Annotated in this window: 14 protein-coding genes and 5 tRNA genes; 14 read left to right on the top strand and 5 right to left on the bottom strand. The window is 40.5% G+C overall.

The genetic code is table 11. The features are described 5' to 3' along the window. Window positions 1-26 precede the first annotated feature (26 nt). The 7 genes from PESP_RS11950 (at window position 27) to purF (ending at window position 11,056) form a co-directional block, all read left to right on the top strand. Window positions 27-4,946: a FimV/HubP family polar landmark protein gene (locus PESP_RS11950; protein ID WP_089348205.1), complete on the top strand. Its 4,920-nt coding sequence runs from the start codon at window positions 27-29 to the stop codon at window positions 4,944-4,946. A 147-nt stretch (window positions 4,947-5,093) separates the two neighbouring features. Then, window positions 5,094-5,888 (top strand): tRNA pseudouridine(38-40) synthase TruA, encoded by a 795-nt coding sequence (gene truA / locus PESP_RS11945; protein WP_089348204.1) that lies wholly within the window; start codon window positions 5,094-5,096, stop codon window positions 5,886-5,888. 140 nt (window positions 5,889-6,028) lie between these two features. Continuing rightward, window positions 6,029-6,904, top strand: a complete 876-nt coding sequence (gene accD, locus PESP_RS11940; protein WP_024032247.1) for an acetyl-CoA carboxylase, carboxyltransferase subunit beta — start codon at window positions 6,029-6,031, stop codon at window positions 6,902-6,904. Window positions 6,905-6,929: 25 nt separating this feature from the next. After that, the gene (folC, locus tag PESP_RS11935) at window positions 6,930-8,195 is read left to right on the top strand and encodes a bifunctional tetrahydrofolate synthase/dihydrofolate synthase (protein WP_089348203.1); all 1,266 of its coding nucleotides are present in this window, start codon (window positions 6,930-6,932) and stop codon (window positions 8,193-8,195) included. 11 nt (window positions 8,196-8,206) lie between these two features. Continuing rightward, window positions 8,207-8,848 carry an SPOR domain-containing protein gene (locus PESP_RS11930; protein WP_089348202.1) on the top strand — a complete coding sequence of 214 codons (642 nt, stop codon included), beginning with the start codon at window positions 8,207-8,209 and terminating at the stop codon, window positions 8,846-8,848. Window positions 8,849-9,016: 168 nt separating this feature from the next. After that, window positions 9,017-9,511, top strand: coding sequence for a CvpA family protein (locus PESP_RS11925; RefSeq protein WP_004586885.1), 495 nt, complete (start codon window positions 9,017-9,019; stop codon window positions 9,509-9,511). A gap of 18 nt (window positions 9,512-9,529) precedes the next feature. After that, window positions 9,530-11,056: an amidophosphoribosyltransferase gene (purF, locus tag PESP_RS11920; protein ID WP_089348201.1), complete on the top strand. Its 1,527-nt coding sequence runs from the start codon at window positions 9,530-9,532 to the stop codon at window positions 11,054-11,056. Between the two features lie 98 nt (window positions 11,057-11,154). Here the strand turns inward: purF and PESP_RS11915 are convergent, their stop codons facing one another. After that, a complete protein-coding gene (locus PESP_RS11915) occupies window positions 11,155-11,754 on the bottom strand; it encodes a Yip1 family protein (RefSeq protein WP_089348200.1) in 600 nt (199 codons plus the stop codon). Between the two features lie 214 nt (window positions 11,755-11,968). Between PESP_RS11915 and miaE the strand changes: the two genes are divergently transcribed. Beyond that, window positions 11,969-12,727: a tRNA isopentenyl-2-thiomethyl-A-37 hydroxylase MiaE gene (miaE, locus tag PESP_RS11910; RefSeq protein ID WP_089349165.1), complete on the top strand. Its 759-nt coding sequence runs from the start codon at window positions 11,969-11,971 to the stop codon at window positions 12,725-12,727. A gap of 30 nt (window positions 12,728-12,757) precedes the next feature. Here the strand turns inward: miaE and PESP_RS11905 are convergent, their stop codons facing one another. The 3 genes from PESP_RS11905 to PESP_RS11895 form a co-directional block, all read right to left on the bottom strand. Then, window positions 12,758-13,558 carry a substrate-binding periplasmic protein gene (locus PESP_RS11905; RefSeq protein ID WP_089348199.1) on the bottom strand — a complete coding sequence of 267 codons (801 nt, stop codon included), beginning with the start codon at window positions 13,556-13,558 and terminating at the stop codon, window positions 12,758-12,760. A 52-nt stretch (window positions 13,559-13,610) separates the two neighbouring features. Continuing rightward, the gene (locus PESP_RS11900; protein WP_089349164.1) at window positions 13,611-14,348 is read right to left on the bottom strand and encodes a UDP-2,3-diacylglucosamine diphosphatase; all 738 of its coding nucleotides are present in this window, start codon (window positions 14,346-14,348) and stop codon (window positions 13,611-13,613) included. Between the two features lie 87 nt (window positions 14,349-14,435). Then, window positions 14,436-14,927 carry a peptidylprolyl isomerase gene (locus PESP_RS11895; RefSeq protein ID WP_089348198.1) on the bottom strand — a complete coding sequence of 164 codons (492 nt, stop codon included), beginning with the start codon at window positions 14,925-14,927 and terminating at the stop codon, window positions 14,436-14,438. A 415-nt stretch (window positions 14,928-15,342) separates the two neighbouring features. Here PESP_RS11895 and cysS point away from each other — a divergent pair, with 415 nt between their 5' ends. Next, window positions 15,343-16,722 carry a cysteine--tRNA ligase gene (gene cysS, locus PESP_RS11890; protein WP_089348197.1) on the top strand — a complete coding sequence of 460 codons (1,380 nt, stop codon included), beginning with the start codon at window positions 15,343-15,345 and terminating at the stop codon, window positions 16,720-16,722. Window positions 16,723-16,797: 75 nt separating this feature from the next. Here the strand turns inward: cysS and folD are convergent, their stop codons facing one another. Next, entirely contained in the window at window positions 16,798-17,652 is an 855-nt protein-coding gene (folD, locus tag PESP_RS11885; protein WP_089348196.1) for a bifunctional methylenetetrahydrofolate dehydrogenase/methenyltetrahydrofolate cyclohydrolase FolD, read from the bottom strand. Between the two features lie 342 nt (window positions 17,653-17,994). On the opposite strand from folD, the gene PESP_RS11880 reads away from it, so the two are divergent. The 5 genes from PESP_RS11880 to PESP_RS11860 all read left to right on the top strand — a co-directional run bounded on the left by PESP_RS11880 (window position 17,995) and on the right by PESP_RS11860 (window position 18,521). Further along, window positions 17,995-18,071: transfer RNA gene (locus tag PESP_RS11880), tRNA-Pro, on the top strand. Between the two features lie 54 nt (window positions 18,072-18,125). Continuing rightward, window positions 18,126-18,202, top strand: a tRNA-Arg gene (locus tag PESP_RS11875). A gap of 24 nt (window positions 18,203-18,226) precedes the next feature. After that, window positions 18,227-18,302 (top strand) — tRNA-His (locus PESP_RS11870). Between the two features lie 15 nt (window positions 18,303-18,317). Further along, window positions 18,318-18,394: transfer RNA gene (locus PESP_RS11865), tRNA-Pro, on the top strand. A gap of 50 nt (window positions 18,395-18,444) precedes the next feature. After that, a tRNA-Pro gene (locus PESP_RS11860) sits at window positions 18,445-18,521 on the top strand. The last annotated feature ends 326 nt before the right edge of the window (window positions 18,522-18,847 follow it).

The raw sequence follows: 18,847 nt of genomic DNA, 5'->3' as shown, positions 1-18,847 counted from the left end.
TAACATTTACACATTAAAGGATCAGCATGCGCGGTTTAGCTTCACTTATTATATTAGCGTCTGCATTGGTAGTAACTCCAATTTACTCTCAAGACAGCACCCAATTAAAGGGGCCAAAAGGCGCTGACTATGGTGCGCAAGGGCGATCTATTGGGCCGATAAAGCCAACCGATACGTTATGGCGTATTGCTGCAAAAGTGCGCCCTGACAACTCCGTTAGTATTTACCAAGTTATGCAGGCCTTGTATAACAAAAACCCCAACTCTTTTTTAGAGCAAAACCTTAACCACATGCAAAGTGGTGCTTATTTAAAAATACCAACCTTAGCTGAAATTAGACGCGTTAGTCCGCAACTTGCAAAACAACGCTCTGAACAAGACGATGCACTATGGGAAAAAAAGAAAAACGGTACGCTTACAACAAGTGAAATTAACGCAGCACAAACGAAGGTTACACAAGCTCGAAAAGCAGACGTTGATGATGCAAAAAAAGAAATCCAAAAAGAATTAAACGAAATAAAAACTGACCAAGGCAATAAACTTGTAGCGCTTGAGCAACAATTTAAAAGCTCGGTTAATAATGTTGAAGAAATACTTGTTGAAAATAACAACCTTAAAAAACAACTTTCGGGAATTTCTCAAGAGCTTGAAAATGTAAAACAACAATTAGGGCAAGACAGTGAAATTCAAAAGCAATTAAAAGAGCTAATAGATAAGCAAAACGAAATTATTGCTCAACAAAAAGCAAAAGAAATACCAAAAGAAGAGCCTTTTGATTTAGGCGCTTTAATGTCAAACCCTCTGGTACTCATATTATTAATGACCATTCCGGCATTATTAATTATTTTTGCTGTGGTAATGTTTTTACGTAAGCGCGCCAATAAAGAAGATGAATCGCAGGACGATGATGATTTTTTGCCACAAGCGCCAAGTTTTACCGATGACGTGCCACAAAGCTCAGATACGCTTGACGATCCAATTATACCCGACCCACTTGATGATTTAGATATTCAACTGGATGACAATCACAGCAACGACATGTTGCCAGATGATGATATTGCATTTGATGACTCCCTTGACGATGCACTAGATGATGACTTTGGTGATTCAGAAAACTTACTCGATCAAGATGAGCTTGAAAGCCTATTAAGTGACGACATCGTTTTTGATGATGAAGGCGGCGAGGGTGACGAGTTAGATATTTTCATGCAGCAGGATTTTGATAAGCCTGTAGATGAAAAGCAAGATGATGAAATTGACCTTGATTTAGATGAGCCACAAAGTACCGATGATATTCTAAGTAGCGATGACTTAGATGACTTGTTTGATGAAGACGATAGCCTTCCTGAGATTGACTTACCTGAAGTAGAACAAGCCACAGCTGATGACAGCCTAGAGACCAACGATGAGATGGCTGCGCTCAGTGAGGAGCTAGCTGAAGAAGATGATGACTTTGATATTGATGACTTACTAGATCAACAATCAAGCTCTGACACAAGTAAAAGTGATGACTTTGACTTAGATGATATCGACAGCCTCATTGGTGAAGCGGCAGATACGCCTGTGGATTCAGCGCCAGCAGATGAATTAGTTGAAGAAAACGATGAATTTGATTTAGACGATATCGACAGCCTAATTGATGAAGCGGCAGATGAGTCAAGTGATTCAGCGCCAGCAGATGAGCTAGTTGAAGAAAACGATGAATTTGATTTAGACGATATAGACAGCTTAATTGATGAAGCGGCAGATGAACCAAGTGATTCAGCGCCAGCAGATGAGCTAGTTGAAGAAAACGATGAATTTGATTTAGACGATATCGACAGTTTAATTGATGAAGCGGCAGATACGCCTGTGGATTCAGCGCCAGCAGATGAATTAGTTGAAGAAAACGATGAATTTGATTTAGACGATATCGACAGTTTAATTGATGAAGCGGCAGATGAGTCAAGTGATTCAGCGCCAGCAGATGAGCTAGTTGAAGAAAACGATGAATTTGATTTAGACGATATAGACAGTTTAATTGATGAAGCGGCAGATGAGCCTGCTGATTCAGCGCTATCAGATGAATTAGTTGAAGAAAACGATGAATTTGATTTAGACGATATAGACAGCTTAATTGATGAAGCGGCAGATGAACCAACCGGTACAGTGTCATCAGATGAATTAGTTGAAGAAAACGATGAATTTGATTTAGACGATATAGACAGCTTAATTGATGAAGCGGCAGATGAGCCTGCTGATTCAGCGCCATCAGATGAACTAGTTGAAGAAAACGATGAATTTGATTTAGACGATATCGACAGCTTAATTGATGAAGCGGCAGATGAACCAACCGGTACAGTGTCATCAGATGAACTAGTTGAAGAAAACGATGAATTTGATTTAGATGATATCGATAACTTAATTGATGAAGCGGCAGATGAGCCTGGCGAGCAAACGCCAGTTGATGAAACTCTATCAGAAGAAGATATTGACACTGCGTTGGCCGATTCTGCAGAAGAGCTTGCTGAGGCACAAGAAGATTTAAATGAAGATGATATTGAATCAATTGCATCTTCATTAATGGAGCCAGAACTTGAAGAAGAGCCAGAGCTTGTAGACGAGCCAGAGCTTGAAGAAGAGCCAGAGCTTGAAGAAGAGCCAGAGCTTGTAGACGGGCCAGTGATTGAAGAAGAGCCTGAACTTGTAGAAGAGCCTGAACGTGAAGAAGAGCCTGAACTTGTAGAAGAGCCAGCGCTTGTAGACGGGCCAGTGATTGAAGAAGAGCCTGAACTTGTAGAAGAGCCTGAGCTTGAAGAAGCGCCAGAGCTTGAAGAAGAGCCTGAGCTTGTAGAAGAACCTGAACTTGTAGACGCGCCAGAGTTTACAGAAGACTTAAACTCCGGCGCAGATTTTACGGATACCTCAGATTCCTTACTTGATCCTGAGGACGCGCAGGATGAATACACCGATGATACGTTAAAAAGCGTAGACGAATTACTTAATGAATTACAACAAACATCAGAAGATGACTTTGTTGAAAGCCCTGATTGGACATTCGATGATCTAGACGATGAAGTAGAAGAGGTTGAGGTAGATTTAGGTGATGATCCGCTTGATTTACAAGAGCCTGATACACGCCCTTTAGGTGAGGATTCAACGACAGCTGATAATTTAGATAGTGAAAACCTTGAAGCGGATATCGATTTTTCAGATGATGCCAATGAAGTGCTAGATATAGATGAGCACAAAGATTTTCTCCCTGAGGAGCTTCAAGGTGATGAGCTAGATGGCGAAGCGACAGGAATGGAACCTAGCCAAGCAGAGCAAGATTTAGCTAATGCGCTTTCAGGAAGTGAATTAGATACCTTAGAAGATGATTTTGACGATGAACTACTTATCGACAACGACTTTGCTGAACCGGCCCTTGAAACAGAATCTGACTCAACAGTTTTAGATAACTCGTTGGATGAACCGTTAGAGCTAGATGATGAACTATCAGCGTTTGATTCATCGAATAGTGAACAAGAAGATGATGGTGTTTTCAATGAAGATTTACTGCAAAGCGTTGATGATTTAGATAACGAACTGAATGCACTATTAGAAGAGCAAGTAACTCCAAGTGAAGAGCTAGATGAATACCCAGAACTTGAGCTAGATAGTGACGAAGAGGTTGATTTAGATGTTCAACAATCGTTTAGCCCACAAGAGCTACAGGGCGATGCACTCGATGGGCAGGCAACGGGAATGGTGCCCAGTCAAGCGGAGCAAGATTTAGCAAATGCCCTTGCCAGTGCTGATAATGTTGACAATCTAGAGTCTGATATTGACGATGAGCCATTAGTTGAAGACGACCTTGATGCATTACTGCCACAAGAGAGCACTTTAGGCGAAGAGTTACCGGAAGATGACTCGCTAGAAAGCAATGAAGTTTTAGATGAGCAGCCTTTAAGTGAAGACGACCTTGATGGATTACTGCCAGAAGAGACCACTTTAGGCGAAGAACTATCTGATGATGACTCGCTAGACAGCAATGAAGCATTAAATGATGAGCCGCTAGTTGAAGATGGCTTTGATGAATTACTGCCAGAAGAAAGTACTTTGGGCGAAGAGCTATCTGAAGATGACTTGCTCGACAGCAATGAAGCATTAGATGAGCAGCCATTAGTTGAAGGTGGCCTTGATGAATTACTGCCAGAAGAAAGTACTTTAGGCGAAGAGCTATCTGAAGATGACTTGCTCGACAGCAATGAAGCATTAGATGATAAACCGCTAGTTGAAGACAACCTTGATGCATTACAGCCACAAGATAGCTCATTAAATAATGAGGCTGATTTTGATGATGCTATTTTAGAGCAAGCGTTATCAGAAGATTTTGAAGACGAATTGACCAATTCAGAATTAGAGGCTGAGTTAACTCAAGCAAGTGATGAGGGCTCTAATGATGATGTGATATCAGATGAGCAGCTCGATGATGACTTTATGGCTGACTTAACTCAGACCGACTTTGACGCATTGCTGAGTGAGCTTGAGGAACCAGAGGCATTAAATTTAGAGGATAGCAGTGAGTTTGATGTTGATTTTGACAGTTTATTAAATGAAGACTTAGTAAACGAACCTGAACAGCCAAAAGAGACAACACCTGAGCCTACCCAAGCGAATGCTGATGACTTTGTTGATATTGATGCGTTACTAGAGCAAAGCGATGATTCAGTGCTTGAACACGAACCGTACGATGAAGTTAATATGGATGTAGGGCTTAGTGACTTTGATTCGCTACTTGCGGGTGATAACCCGACGGATGTTGACTTAGAAAGCGGTGGCTACTCTGCAAAACTCGATTTAGCTAGAGCTTACATTGAAATTGATGACTTTGATTCTGCATTAAAAGTGATTGAGGATGTAATTGAAAGCGGCCCTGAAGACGTGCAAGAAGAAGCACTAAGTTTGAAAGCAAAACTAAAGTAGCTTTTTAGTTTTTATTAAAGCCGCAATAAGGTATTTATTGCGGCTTTTTTTGTAGGTATTTATTGGATCACAACACACTGGCTTTTATTGCACCGCGAGATAGCATAAAATGCCTCGTTCATTAGCACAGTAGGTAAAGCAGTAATTATGCGAGTAGCACTTGGGGTTGAATACAACGGCGCACGTTATAGTGGATGGCAACGTCAGTCACATGTAAATAGCGTACAACAAGAAGTAGAAAAAGCGTTGTCGCGCATTTGTAATCATCCGGTTGAAATTGTTTGCGCAGGGCGCACTGATGCTGGTGTTCATGGCACGGGGCAGGTTGTTCACTTTGAAACCGATGCTCCGCGTGAAATGGTTGCATTTACCATGGGTATGAATACGCTGTTACCTAAAGATATTGCCATTAGGTTTGCAAACCCAGTGAGCGAAGACTTTCATGCGCGCTTTAGTGCAACGGCTCGACGTTACCGTTACGTTATTTATAACTATGCTTATAGAGGCGCAGTTATGAATGAGGGCGTAACGCATTTTCATCACCCACTTGATGAAACAAAAATGCAAGAAGCGTGTCAGTACTTAATTGGTGAGCACGACTTCACTTCTTTTAGAGCACTTCACTGCCAAGCAAATACTGCAAATAGAACCATTCATCATTTATCGGTACAGCGCCAAGGCGATTACGTTATTATAGATATTAAAGCGAATGCATTTTTACATCATATGGTGCGTAATATTACCGGCTGTTTAATGGATATAGGCCTACATAAACAACAACCTGTATGGTTAAAAGAGCTGTTAGATTTAAAAGAGCGGGCTAAAGCCAGTGCCACCGCAAAAGCGGCTGGTCTTTATTTAGTCGATGTAGACTACCCAGAGCATTTTAATATTCCTAAAACACCATTGGGGCCGTTATTTTTGCCTGATACACAATGTTAGTGTTGAATTTATAAGCGTTTATCTAACTACTAAGACCAGTTTTTTATACCGTGTTTGTGTAATTCATGTTTTAATTGAAAAAATCTGTCTGCTACTTATTAGCAGACTCGCGACACAGAACAGCATTAAGAGAGTTGCAAATGAGTTGGTTAGAAAAAATCTTACCTAAAACGACTAAGTCATCAGGTCGTAAAGAAATTCCAGAAGGCGTTTGGGCTAAATGTACAGCTTGCGATTCAATTTTATATAAAGCTGAGCTAGAAAAATCTTTAAACGTATGTCCTAAATGTGACCATCACATGCGTGTGAGTGGCCGTAAACGCTTAGAGCACTTTTTAGATGAAGGCGACCGCACAGAACTTGGTACTGAGCATGAGCCTAAAGACGTACTAAAGTTTAAAGATTCTAAAAAATACTCAGACCGTATTAGCGCTGCACAAAAATCAAGTGGCGAAAAAGACGCCCTAGTAGCTATGAAAGGCCGCTTAAAAGGCATTCCTGTAGCGGCAGTTGCATTTGAGTTCTCATTTATGGGTGGCTCAATGGCATCGGTTGTAGGTGCACGCTTTGTTGATGCCGTTGATCAGTGTTTAGAACACAATATGCCGCTGGTTTGTTTTTCAGCTTCAGGTGGTGCACGTATGCAAGAAGCACTTATGTCGCTTATGCAAATGGCTAAAACCAGTGCAGCCCTTGCTAAAATGAGCGAAAAAGGCTTGCCATTTATTTCGGTAATGACCGACCCAACAATGGGTGGTGTATCGGCTTCATTAGCAATGCTAGGTGATATTAACGTTGCTGAACCAAAAGCCCTAATTGGCTTTGCTGGCCCGCGAGTAATTGAACAAACAGTGCGCGAAACCTTGCCAGAAGGTTTTCAACGTAGTGAGTTTTTACTAGAGCACGGTGCAATTGATATGATTATTGACCGCCGTGAAATGCGTGATACGTTAGCACGTGTGCTTGCTAAATTTATGAACTTGCCTTCTACTGAACAAGAGCATAGAGTAGCGTAAATTTCAGCTTTACTGATTACACGCTATGACAAAAACAATTCCTAGCCAATCATCAAGCCTCGATGATTGGCTTTGTTATTTAGAGAGTGTTCACCCTGCAAATATTGAAATGGGGCTTGAACGCGTCGCCGCTGTTGCCAACAACATTGGCTTATTAAACACTTCCAGCAAAGTTATTCTTATTGGCGGCACAAACGGCAAAGGCACGACTGCGCGCTGTTTAGAATCGCTACTACTTGCGCAAGGTCACAGCGTAGGTACTTACGCCTCTCCTCATTTAATTCGATATAACGAACGTGTTCGAATAAATGGCAAAGAGCTTGATGATCAATACCATGTTGATGCCTTCAACACGCTAGAGCAAGGTCGAGGTAGCACACCACTTACGTATTTTGAGTACGGTACGTTAGGGGCACTGGCTATTTTTAAGCGCTTTGAAGTAGATTATGTACTGCTTGAGGTAGGTTTAGGTGGGCGCTTTGACGCCACAAATATTGTCACGCCTTATGCAAGTGTTATCACCACAATAGATTTAGACCATAAAGAATATTTAGGCGATACACGTGAATTAGTTGCTTATGATAAAGCAGGTATATTTCGTAAAAACACCCCAGCGATTATTGGGGATTTAAATATTCCGCATACGATGACCGATTACGGCGCAGAAATAAGCGCCGATATGGTGATATCGGGTACTGACTTTTTATTTACCGAGCAAAATACTCATTTTACTTGGCAGTACAAAAGTCATAACCTGACACTAGATAAACCCGCTATTCCTGCGCAAAATGCCGCAACAGCACTAAGTACTTTAGCCACACTAAATTTATTGCCAAGTGAACAAGTAATTAAAAATTGCCTGGCTAATTTAGTGGTTGAAGGGCGCTTTCAGCAACTTAATCATTCACCTTTGGTGTTCACCGATGTTGCACACAACCCAGAGTCTGCTCGTTATTTAGCACTTAAGCTTGCCAGCTATAAAGATAAAGGCTTTAAAATTCATGCATTAGTCGCTATGCTTGCTGATAAAGATAAAGCAGGTGTGCTTAAAGAGGTTGATCATGTAATTGATCAATGGTCACTTGCTAGTTTGCATATACCGCGTGGTGATAGCGTTGAAAATATGGCCATTGCGTTGCAAACTATACCTCATAAAGGCACACATCAAGGCTATGATAGTATACATGATGCGCTTAATGTAATTATGCCCGCTCAGCAAAGTGATACGCTGTTAATTGTATTTGGGTCATTTTTTACTGTTGCGGATGCTATAAACTACTTTAATAAATAGAGAGAAAGTCGGTGAACTCAGGTTTTATAAATCGTTTGGTCGGAACAAGTATTGTGGTGATCGCAGCAATTGTGTTTATTCCTAACATACTCGATGGCGAAAAGGTCCACTATAAAGAGGGCTTTAAAGCTATACCAGAACGCTCTGAGTTTAAAACAATAGACTTGCAAGAATCTATCGATGAAAAAGTAGCGGATGCTGAACCACTTAAAGAGGCCTCTATTGAAGATATTGCAGCCGATGACGACAAACTAACAAGCCCTGAAAGTGAATATACCCCGGAGCCTAAGTTAGTAGAAGCAACAATAGAGCCAAAAGAAGAAGCTGAATCACAGCCGGTAAAAAAAGCACCTGAGCCGGTCAAAGCAAAGCCAATTGCGCCGCGTAAAAGTGATGAAAACCTCATCGATATGGCCTACGTGATACAGCTTGGTAGCTTTTCTCATGCCGCTAATGTTAAAGCCCTGCAGGCAAAGCTTAAAGCTAAAGGCTTTAAAACCTTTACTAAGCCAATTAAAACGCCCAATGGGACCTTAACGAAAGTATTTGTTGGGCCATCACTTGATAAAGGGGAGCTCACCAAAAAGCTACCTGAGCTTAAAGCGCTTACCAAGCTCAACGGTAAAGTAACGCAATATACCGTCACAAACTGATTTTTAAAGGCCTTACCTAGTAAGGCCTTTTTAATTTAGGGCGCTAAAAATGCCACTTAAATGTTAATTTTTTGTATTGAATAGTTGTTGGTAATCTCCCGCTTTAACTTGCATATTTAGGAGGTTTGGGTATAGAATGCGCCCCAAAATAGCGACTAATTGGTTTATATGATCTGGGTTGATTACGCCATTCTTGGCATCATTGCACTGTCTACCATCATCGGTTTAATACGCGGCTTTGTTAAAGAAGCTATGTCATTAGCAGTATGGGCTTGCGCATTTATCATCTCTAGTTTGTTTTACCAATATTTAGCTTCCTTCCTAACAAGTATTTCTGAACCCCTTTTAAGAAATGCGGCGGCCATTGCCATACTCTTCTTTGCGACGCTACTGTTAGGTGGTTTACTAAACTATATTTTAGGTGAGCTTGTACAACGTACTGGTTTATCTGGCACCGATCGTGTGTTCGGCATTGTCTTTGGTGCTCTACGAGGCGTGTTGGTCGTGAGCGCGTTACTCTTCTTTCTTGATGCTTTTACTGGTGCACCCAATACGCACTGGTGGGGCAATTCTATTTTGATTCCAGAATTTGGCTTTGTTGTTGAATGGTTCTTTTCGTACCTAGAAAACAACTCGAGCTTTTTAAATTCAGTAAACCGTTAATCGGCGAGGATAAATTACATGTGTGGTATCGTTGGGATAGTCGGAACATCTCCTGTTAATCAGGCGATTTATGATGGCTTAACTGTTTTGCAGCACCGAGGTCAAGATGCCGCGGGCATTATTACCATTGAAAACAATACGTTTAGCTTACGCAAAGCAAATGGCCTAGTAAAGGATGTGTTTCACACCCGCCATATGAAACGACTACAGGGCACAATTGGTATTGGTCACGTACGTTACCCTACCGCAGGCTCTTCAAGCTCATCTGAAGCGCAGCCGTTTTATGTTAACTCACCTTTTGGTATAGCGCTTGCGCACAATGGTAATTTAACTAATGCTGAAACGCTAAAGCAGCAACTGTTCTCAGAAGCCCGTCGCCACGTTAATACAACGTCAGACTCAGAAATACTACTTAATATCATGGCACATGAGTTAAGCAAATCTGATAAGTTACATTTAGACGCTGAAGATATCTTCACCGCGGTAACTGAAGTAAACAATAAAGTAACAGGTGGCTACGCTGCTATTGCGATGATTATTGGCCACGGTGTTTTAGCATTTCGTGACCCTAATGGTATTCGCCCGTTAGTATTTGGTAAGCGCGAAACGCCTAAAGGCACTGAGTACATGTTTGCCTCAGAAAGTGTTGCATTAAAGCCAGATGGTTTTGAATTTATCCGCGATGTAGCACCAGGCGAAGCAATTTATGTGACTGAAGATGGTCAATTTCATTCACAAAGCTGCGCCGAAAAAGCCTCGTACGCACCGTGTATTTTTGAGTTTGTTTACTTTGCTCGCCCAGACTCAACCATTGACCGTATGTCGGTATATGCAACGCGCGTAAATATGGGGACTAAACTAGGTGAAAAAATTGCTCGCGAGTGGAGCGATAAAGACATTGATGTGGTTATTCCTATCCCAGAAACGTCATGCGATGTTGCACTAGAAATTGCCCGTATGCTTGATTTACCGTACCGCCAAGGTTTTGTTAAAAACCGTTATATTGGTCGTACATTTATCATGCCTGGCCAAGAAATGCGTAAAAAATCGGTGCGTCAAAAGCTAAACGCAATTGACCGTGAGTTTAAAGGTAAAAACGTTTTATTGGTTGATGACTCTATTGTACGTGGTACTACATCGGCACAAATTGTAGAAATGGCTCGCGAAGCTGGTGCAAAAAATGTTTACTTTGCATCTGCAGCCCCTGAGATTCGTTTCCCAAATGTGTATGGTATTGATATGCCATCTGCCGCAGAGCTAATTGCACATGGTCGTGAGGTTGAAGACATTAACCAAAGCATTAGTGCCGATGGTTTAATATTCCAATCATTAAACGACTTAATTGCAGCTGTAAGCCAAGAAAATCCAGAAATCACTAAGTTTGAAACCTCAGTGTTTGATGGACAATACATTACCGGCGATATTGATCAAGATTACTTAAATCATATTGACCAATTACGTAATGACTCGGCTAAAAGTAATCGCGAAAATGCAATGTCGTCAGGTCTTGAGATACATAATCAAGATGAAAACGAAGCTGATTAATTTTTAAATTAAAAAATCAGACATAAAAAAAGGAGCTAATTAGCTCCTTTTTTGCGAAGGAAAGAAAGGGAACACTTCATATCAAACAACGTGGTTGATTAGGTAAACATAGGACTTACAATGCCGTTAGTCCATAGTATTGCTGTTACAGCTAAAATAATAACAAGTAAAATTAGTCCGCAAGTTACCACTGAACTTGCATAAATAAAGCCACGCTCTTGTGGAATATGCATAAGAATTGGCACTCCTGTATAAAGTAAGTACACCGAATAGGCCAAGGCAATCATACCTACGCATACAACAAACCAAAGCTCTGGTAAAAACGCACCTAGAGCCGACATAAATACCGGTGTTGCGGTGTAGGCAGCAAGCTCTAATGTTTGTGTAAAGGTAGGTTGAGCACCAAAGGTAACGGCCATCCAATGAGCTAAATAGGCTAGAGCAAATACACCCGCAATTAAAGCACCATACATAGCAACCGCTATAAGCAATGCGCTTTCATGCGTTAAAAATACGGGGTTACCAGCACCTATACTCCACCCTAAATACACCGATGAATAATAGCCCATTATCGATGGAAATAAAGCAATGAGTAAAATATGCGACAAACTATAAGTTAAGCTTTCGTGGCGGTTATCTATCGTTTGCCATTCTTCAAGTGGGTGAGCATATAAGCCCCAAAGGTGGTTCAGTATCATAGCGGTACTCCATAAAAGGAACGTATTACTGTTGGTTTTAATTTAGTTATGGTTAGTTTGTTTTTTATACAGTATCTATATTTATGGTGTAGTTCATAAATAAAGTCAAGTTAACTCGGTATTAACATTTTGAAGTGGTTGTTTGAGCTGGTTTTATTCTTAGTTATTTTTCGTGTTAAAATACGTTTTTATTTTTGAAGTAACGAGCAATAACGTGCCACATAGCGAACTTTTAGCGCCTATTAATAATTTTTTATTATGCGAAACCCCAAACGAATGGGTTAATGAAGCAATAAAAAAAGAAAACCTGTCGATTATATTAATCGATCATTTAATTTGTGAGCTAAAAGCTGCGCAAAGTGCAATGTTTTTAATACGTAAGTACGCTGTTGATAAAGAAAGTAGCGACGCGCTGCTTGAATGGCTTAAACCTTTTGAAACACTTATTTATAAGCGCGAAGGCAATTGGCGTGATTTAGCAGCTAAAAATAAATTAACTAAATCAATTATCCCTAAATCGAACTCGCCTTACGGACAAGATTTAATTGATAAAATGGTGATGCTAATAAAAGAAGAGCTACATCATTTTTATCAAGTGCTCGAAATAATGGATGAGTATGGGGTTGAGTACAGAAGCATTACGCCATGTCGTTACGCTAAAGGTATGCTTCGTAACGTTAAAACCTTTGAGCCTAATGCATTAGTGGATAAATTAATTGTAGGTGCCTACATTGAAGCTCGCTCGTGTGAGCGTTTTGCAAAGCTTGCGCCGCATGTAGATAAACGCTTAGGCGATTTTTATATTTCATTACTTCGCTCAGAGGCACGCCACTACCAAGATTATTTAACACTCGCCCAAGAAATTGCTGATTTTGATATTTCTGAGCGAGTCGACTTTTTTGGTAAAATTGAGGCTGATTTGATCATTACTACCGATGAAGACTTTAAGTTTCACAGTGGTAAGCCTGCTTAAGTAATTAGCTAGTTAAAGCACGCAATGTTTTTAATTGCGTGTGCTGCTTTGCTCTAAAAAGGTTATTAGCTCAGCAGCTTTACTTGTTGAAAACCCATGCTTTACCAATATCTTTTTTGCAGTGCCGTTGTACACTATATTATTAAACCCTTGCTCTAGCGTGTCTCTATTTTGCTTAGCGTTGGGATCTGATTTTGGAAACATTAAATGCAGTTGATGGTGTTCTAAATCAGGCGAAATATACTCAATTTGCGCAGCGCCGGGCTCATTTAATTTGTCAGTATTTTTTAACCAATATTCACCGACTTCTTTGGTGCCCGCGACTAAATCTATACGGCCTTTTTGTAGCATGTATAAACTATTAATAAGCCCTCGAGTGGAGGTAATGGCAAGTCCGTTACTTTCTGAAAAAACCTCACTCACAGCGTAGCCTTTACCTTTACAAATACTATATGGTTGTAAAGAGTCCATGCTGCCATCGAAATTAATATCTCTGTTTTTGAGTTTAAATAGTCCAACGTACACATTGGCCAGTGGCCGAGAGTAATAAAAAAGTTCAGTACGGTCGTCGGTGTAAAAGGCCCCTAAAATTGCACTTTTTTTATTTATTTTGGTAAGTTCCAGCGCTCTATTCCAGCTAGTAAATTCTATATCGTTATTAATATTTTGATTAGCTAAGGCGGCTTTAGTTAGAGCGGTTACCCACCCGTTATCAACTAAACGCTCACCAATATAAGGAGGGGAGTTTTCAGCTACGAGTTGCCAATCTTCAGCGGCATTTACTTTGGAAATAATGCAGCAAAGCAACAAACAATAAATAGCTTTAATCATATATCCTTATCCTATTACCAAAAAGTACTTAAATAATAGTAAGGATTTGAGATTATGCGAAGGGAGTATTAATTAGTTTTTGAGTGTTTGGGGTTACTACTAGGTAAGAGCCTTGTGTGTACCAGTCGCCAAGTACAGTGCGTGTGAGTGTTTGCTCATCTACGGTGTAAGTATGAACATTTGGGCGATGTGTATGGCCGTGAATCATATTACTTACGTTATATCTTTTAAACATTTCAAGTACCGCATCATCCACAACATCTAAAATTTCGATTGGCTTATCGGCTTGGCTTAATTTACTTTTTTCACGTGCATTGCGGGCTATTTTTTTTCTGTACCATAATGGCATCGCTAACATTAATTTTGGCCACCACCAACCACGACTTTTTTTACGAAATTTTTGGTACTCAACATCTTGCGTACACATTTCATCACCGTGCAAAATAACCGTTGGTGTGCCGTATAAGTCAATGACTGCTTGCTCATTTAAAAGCGTCATTCCTGCAAGGTTTGCGTATTGGTCTCGCATTATAAAATCGCGGTTCCCATGAATAAAATACACAGGTGTTCCACCATCTTTCACTTTATTTAAGTATTTAGCTACTTTGCTAGCAAGCTCACTAACGTAATCATCTCCAACCCATACTTCAAAAAAATCACCTAAAATATAAAGCGCGTCTACTTGCTTACCAATAATATGCGTATCTAAAAAACGGTAAAATGCAGCACTAATGTCGGGGCGGTTTTCGCTTAGGTGTAAATCGGCAATAAAGTAAGTTTGGCGAGTCATAGGGTCATCTATTTTAGTTAAATAAAAACGGGCGAATACACTGTGTATATTTGCCCGCCTCATTATTCATTTTAAATGCAAAAGTTATTAGCTAACAGTTACACTTTCGATGATTACATTTTCAAGCGGTACGTCTTGGTGAAAACCAGCGCTGCCTGTTGCTACACCTTTGATTTTGTTTACTACGTCCATGCCTTCAACTACTTCGGCAAACACACAGTAACCCCAACCTTGCGAAGTTTCGCTGCTGTGGTTTAAAAAGTCGTTGTCGTTAACGTTAATAAAAAACTGTGCCGTCGCTGAATGTGGATCAGGTGTACGTGCCATAGCTAATGTACCTACTTTATTAGATAGGCCGTTGTTTGCTTCGTTTTGAATTGGATCGTTTACGTCTTTTTGATCCATACCAGGTACAAACCCACCGCCTTGCACCATAAAACCGTCAATTACGCGGTGAAAAATAGTGCCGCTGTAAAAACCTGAGTTTGCGTACTCTAAAAAGTTTTTAACTGTGTTTGGAGCTTCTTGCTCAAACATTTTAATGGTGATGTCACCAAAATTTGTGTGTAGAACAACCATGTGGTTTCCTATATCTGGTTTAATTAGTCGCGCTATTTTATCTTAGTTAGCTAAGATAAACAAAGTGCTTATACAATATAGCCAACCCCTTACAGTATATCGGATTCAGCGCTCTATCAGGGCTTAATATTAAGGTGTTATTTTGCACTAATAGCACTCCCTTTAAATAAATAGCATTGGTAAAAGTAAATACCTACTAAACGCCTAATAGCGGGGTTTGGAAACGATTTTCACTGCGTTATAGATGTTATTAATAAAACCACACTATTACTTGCAATCAGTGCCTTACCTAAAATGTTTTTAATTCCAGCTAAAACATAAATATTGAGGTGCTTTGGGTATAAAAAGCGCTAGAGCAGGGGCTTTTCAAGTGTTAACATGGCTAACCAAGCAAACAGTCAAGGACTTAAAATAAATGGTACAAATATACAACACACTCACGCGACAAAAAGAGCAATTTAAACCTATGGTCGAAGGCAAAATCGACATGTACGTGTGTGGTATCACCATTTATGATTTTTGTCATATCGGGCATGCGCGTACTTTTGTTGGGTTTGATGTAATAGTTCGTTACCTTCGCCACCTTGGTTACGACTTAAAATATGTACGTAATATTACCGATGTAGATGATAAAATTATCAAGCGTGCAAATGAAAATGGCGAGTCTATTAACGACTTAACTGTTCGTATGACCAAAGCAATGCACGAAGACTTTGATAACTTAAACATGTTACGCCCAGATATAGAGCCAACAGTAACTAACCATATGGATGAAATCATCGAAATGGTTGAGCGCTTAATTGCAAAGGGTCATGCCTATGTAGCTAATGATGGCGATGTTTTATTTGATGTATCGACTTTTGATCAATACGGTGCGTTATCGCAGCAAGATTTAAGCATGCTTCAGGCAGGCTCTCGTGTAGAAGTAGCGCAAGATAAAGACGATCCACTTGATTTTGTTTTATGGAAAAAAGCCAAAGCAGGCGAACCTTCGTGGTCATCGCCATGGGGAGAAGGCCGCCCAGGTTGGCATATTGAGTGTTCAGCAATGAGCTCAAAACATTTAGGTGAGCATTTTGATATTCACGGTGGGGGTTCTGACTTACAGTTTCCACATCACGAAAACGAGATAGCGCAATCATGCTGTGCCAATAATGGTAAATATGTAAATACCTGGATACACACAGGTATGGTACAAGTAAACAAAGAAAAAATGTCTAAATCTTTAGATAACTTTTTTACGGTACGTGAAGTATTAAAAACTTACGATGCTGAATCTGTTCGTTACTTTTTAATTTCGGGTCATTACCGCAGCCAACTAAATTACTCGCAAGAGAATTTAGATCAGGCACGTTCTTCACTCGAGCGTATTTACACAGCACTTCGTGGTGTAGCGCCAATTGAATGTGACCTTGAAAGCAACGAGTATGTTGCCAAATTTAGAAAAGCAATGAACGATGACTTCAATACGCCAGAAGCGTTACCGGTTTTATTTGAACTGGCTAAAGAGCTAAACCGTGTCAAAGACAACGATGCTCAACAAGCAGGGCAACTTGCATTTGTATTACGCAGCATAGGTGAAGTGTTAGGTGTAGCGCAGCAAGCACCAGAGGCATTTTTACAAGGCGGGCAAGATGACGATGAAGTGGCAACAATTGAAGCATTAATTGTTAAGCGTAACGAAGCTCGCACAAGCAAAGACTGGGCAGCCGCCGATGAAGCACGCGATGCACTTAATGCACTCGGTGTAGTGCTTGAAGACTCAGCAGGTAAAACAACGTGGCGTAAAGCGTAAATGCTTTAAAGTAGCGTTTAAACTAAAAAGGGTTGCCATAAATGGCAACCCTTTTTATTGGTATCAGTTAAGTGTTTAACTGTGGTATTTTTCACACGCTTCTAAGGTGTTTTCAATTAAACTTGCCACTGTCATTGGGCCAACACCCCCAGGTACCGGTGTTATAAAGTCAGCTTTTTGCTCAGCAATGCTGTACTGAACATCGCCTACTAATTTGCCGGTATCTAAACGGTTAATACCTACATCAATTACAATCGCGCCTTCTTTAACCCAATCGCCCGGAATAAATTCTGGCTTGCCTACAGCAACAACAAGTAAATCAGCGCGGCGAACATGCGTTTCTAAGTCTTGTGTAAATTTATGACATACCGTTGTTGTACAACCGGCAAGTAATAATTCAAGCGACATTGGTCGGCCCACAATATTCGATGCGCCAACCACTACCGCATGCATACCTTTGTAACGCACACCTGTTGAGTCTAAAAGTGTAATAATACCCTTAGGCGTACACGGGCGAAGTGCTGGCATGCGCTGCGCTAAACGGCCAATATTATAAGGGTGGAAACCATCAACATCTTTATGAGGAGTAATACGCTCTAAAATCTTTTCTACGTCTAGGCCTTCAGGAAGGGGTAACTGAACTAAAATACCATCTACTTCACCGTCCTCATTAAGCGTATCAATTAATGCGAGTAACTCTTCTTCGCTGGTTGTAGCTGGCATATCAAATGATTTAGAAACAAATCCTACTTCTTCACATGCTTTGCGTTTTGAGCCAACATAAACTTGGCTAGCAGGATCAAGCCCTACTAGTACTACTGCTAAACCAGGTGCACGTAAACCGTTTGCAACACGTTCGCTTACTCGCTCTGCGACTGCACTACGTACTTGTTTTGCGATTGCCTTACCATCAATGATGTTTGCCGTCATGGGGGACCTTTAATTGGGGTTAAATAAACTTCGATACTTATACTTCAAAAGCATTTGCATATATAGAAGGGGTGTATGCAAAAATTTAATTTTATTAATGCTTTTTTAATATGAGTGCTATTTTCGCAGAAAAGCCCTAAAGCGCCAAGTTGCTTTTAAGTTATAAAGTAGAGTTTTGAAAAAAAGCGTCTAAATTTCAGCTTAGTTTTGCAATATTTAACCATTATGAACTAAAAATGACCGATTGATTTATTTTATGCAAAAAACGTTTGACCTCTCCCAGTCAAATCACTATTATGCACCCCGTTGTCAACGAGGTCACTCGCAGACAATCGTAAGCATCGGCGATTAGCGCAGTTTGGTAGCGCACTTGGTTTGGGTCCAAGGGGTCGCAGGTTCAAATCCTGCATCGCCGACCACTTTTATTATTTATTTAATAAAGTAGCTTACAGGCAAACTATGAAGTTTTCGATGCGCCCGTAGCTCAGCTGGATAGAGCAACGCCCTTCTAAGGCGTTGGTCGAAGGTTCGAATCCTTCCGGGTGCGCCATTTGAAAACAAAGTAAATACCGTGGTGATTGTAGCTCAGTTGGTAGAGCCCCGGATTGTGATTCCGGTTGTCGTGGGTTCGAGCCCCATCAGTCACCCCAATTTACTTCGAGTATCGGCGATTAGCGCAGTTTGGTAGCGCACTTGGTTTGGGTCCAAGGGGTCGCAGGTTCAAATCCTGCATCGCCGACCACTTTCTCATAAGTGGTCTTAAATTCACCATTTAAGTATTCAACACTATATCGGCGATTAGCGCAGTTTGGTAGCGCACTTGGTTTGGGTCCAAGGGGTCGCAGGTTCAAATCCTGCATCGCCGACCACTTTCTTAATAAGCTCAATGTTTTGAACTAATCATTAATAAAGTAAAGAGTAATCACTCAACATCAACTTTTAAATCCTCATACAAAATTTTGTTATATAATCAAATTTAGACTGTTTTTTACGCACTTGGTCGCTATCAGAGCCAAACTAGTCCAAATAATTGCCCCCTACACTCGACTATCATGATTATTAGGTTATAATGCCGCGTCTATTGTTTAACATAGTGCCCGAAGGGCAGAGCAGCAATGGGATCTCATGGTAGTGACGGATGCTTTTAAGTGAAAAATCGCTTTTAAATTTATCAAGACTCATGAAGATTACTTTG

The sequence above is a fragment of the Pseudoalteromonas espejiana DSM 9414 genome (genome assembly GCF_002221525.1).
Taxonomy (GTDB): domain Bacteria; phylum Pseudomonadota; class Gammaproteobacteria; order Enterobacterales; family Alteromonadaceae; genus Pseudoalteromonas; species Pseudoalteromonas espejiana.
The sequence above is the reverse complement of the archived record's forward strand: the minus strand, read 5'-3'. Positions and strand labels throughout refer to the sequence as shown.